Source organism: Cupriavidus sp. KB_39 (assembly GCF_052114485.1).
Taxonomy (GTDB): domain Bacteria; phylum Pseudomonadota; class Gammaproteobacteria; order Burkholderiales; family Burkholderiaceae; genus Cupriavidus.
Window position 1 is genome coordinate 1 of sequence record NZ_JBFREV010000178.1, and the last position, 551, is coordinate 551.

The following is a 551-nucleotide window of genomic DNA, read 5'->3' on the forward strand; positions in this document are numbered from 1 at the left end:
ACCGCCGACGATCCGACGAAACGTTGAACGGCCGCGCCTCCGCTTCAATCCGCCGGCAGTTCGCGACCCGCCGGCAGTTCGCGACGGGCGCGGCGGGAATAGTAGGCGAACGTCGCTTCGAACCGCTTCTGGGTACTCACCCAGCGTTGCGCTTCACGACCCAGTTCCGGYGGAATCGGCTGAATCTCCCCCGCCGCCATCGCCAGGAGCTGCAGGCGCGCAGCACGTTCGAACATCACGCCCAACACGCAAGCTTCTTCCACCGACGCACCAGCAACCAGAAGACCGTGGTGTGACAGCAAGATCGCCTTTTTGTCGCCGAGCGCTTTGGAGATGATTTCGCCTTCTTCATTGCCAACCGGGATACCGGGCCATTTTTCGAGGAATGCCGTCTGGTCGTAGAGGACGCAGGTGTCCATGTGGGAGATGGTCAGGGGAACCTCGAGCATGGCAAGCGCAGAGGCATGCGGCGCGTGGGAATGAACGATGCAGTTCAGGTCCGGACGCGCGCGATACAGCCAGGAATGGAAGCGGTTGGCAGGGTTCGGCAT

1 protein-coding gene is annotated in these 551 nt (G+C 62.4%); it reads right to left on the minus strand.

What is annotated here, in order from left to right; translation table 11 throughout:
• Positions 1–44 precede the first annotated feature (44 nt).
• On the minus strand, positions 45–551 hold a 507-nt coding region (locus AB4Z27_RS29385), incomplete at its 5' end, for an aldolase (RefSeq protein ID WP_441646028.1).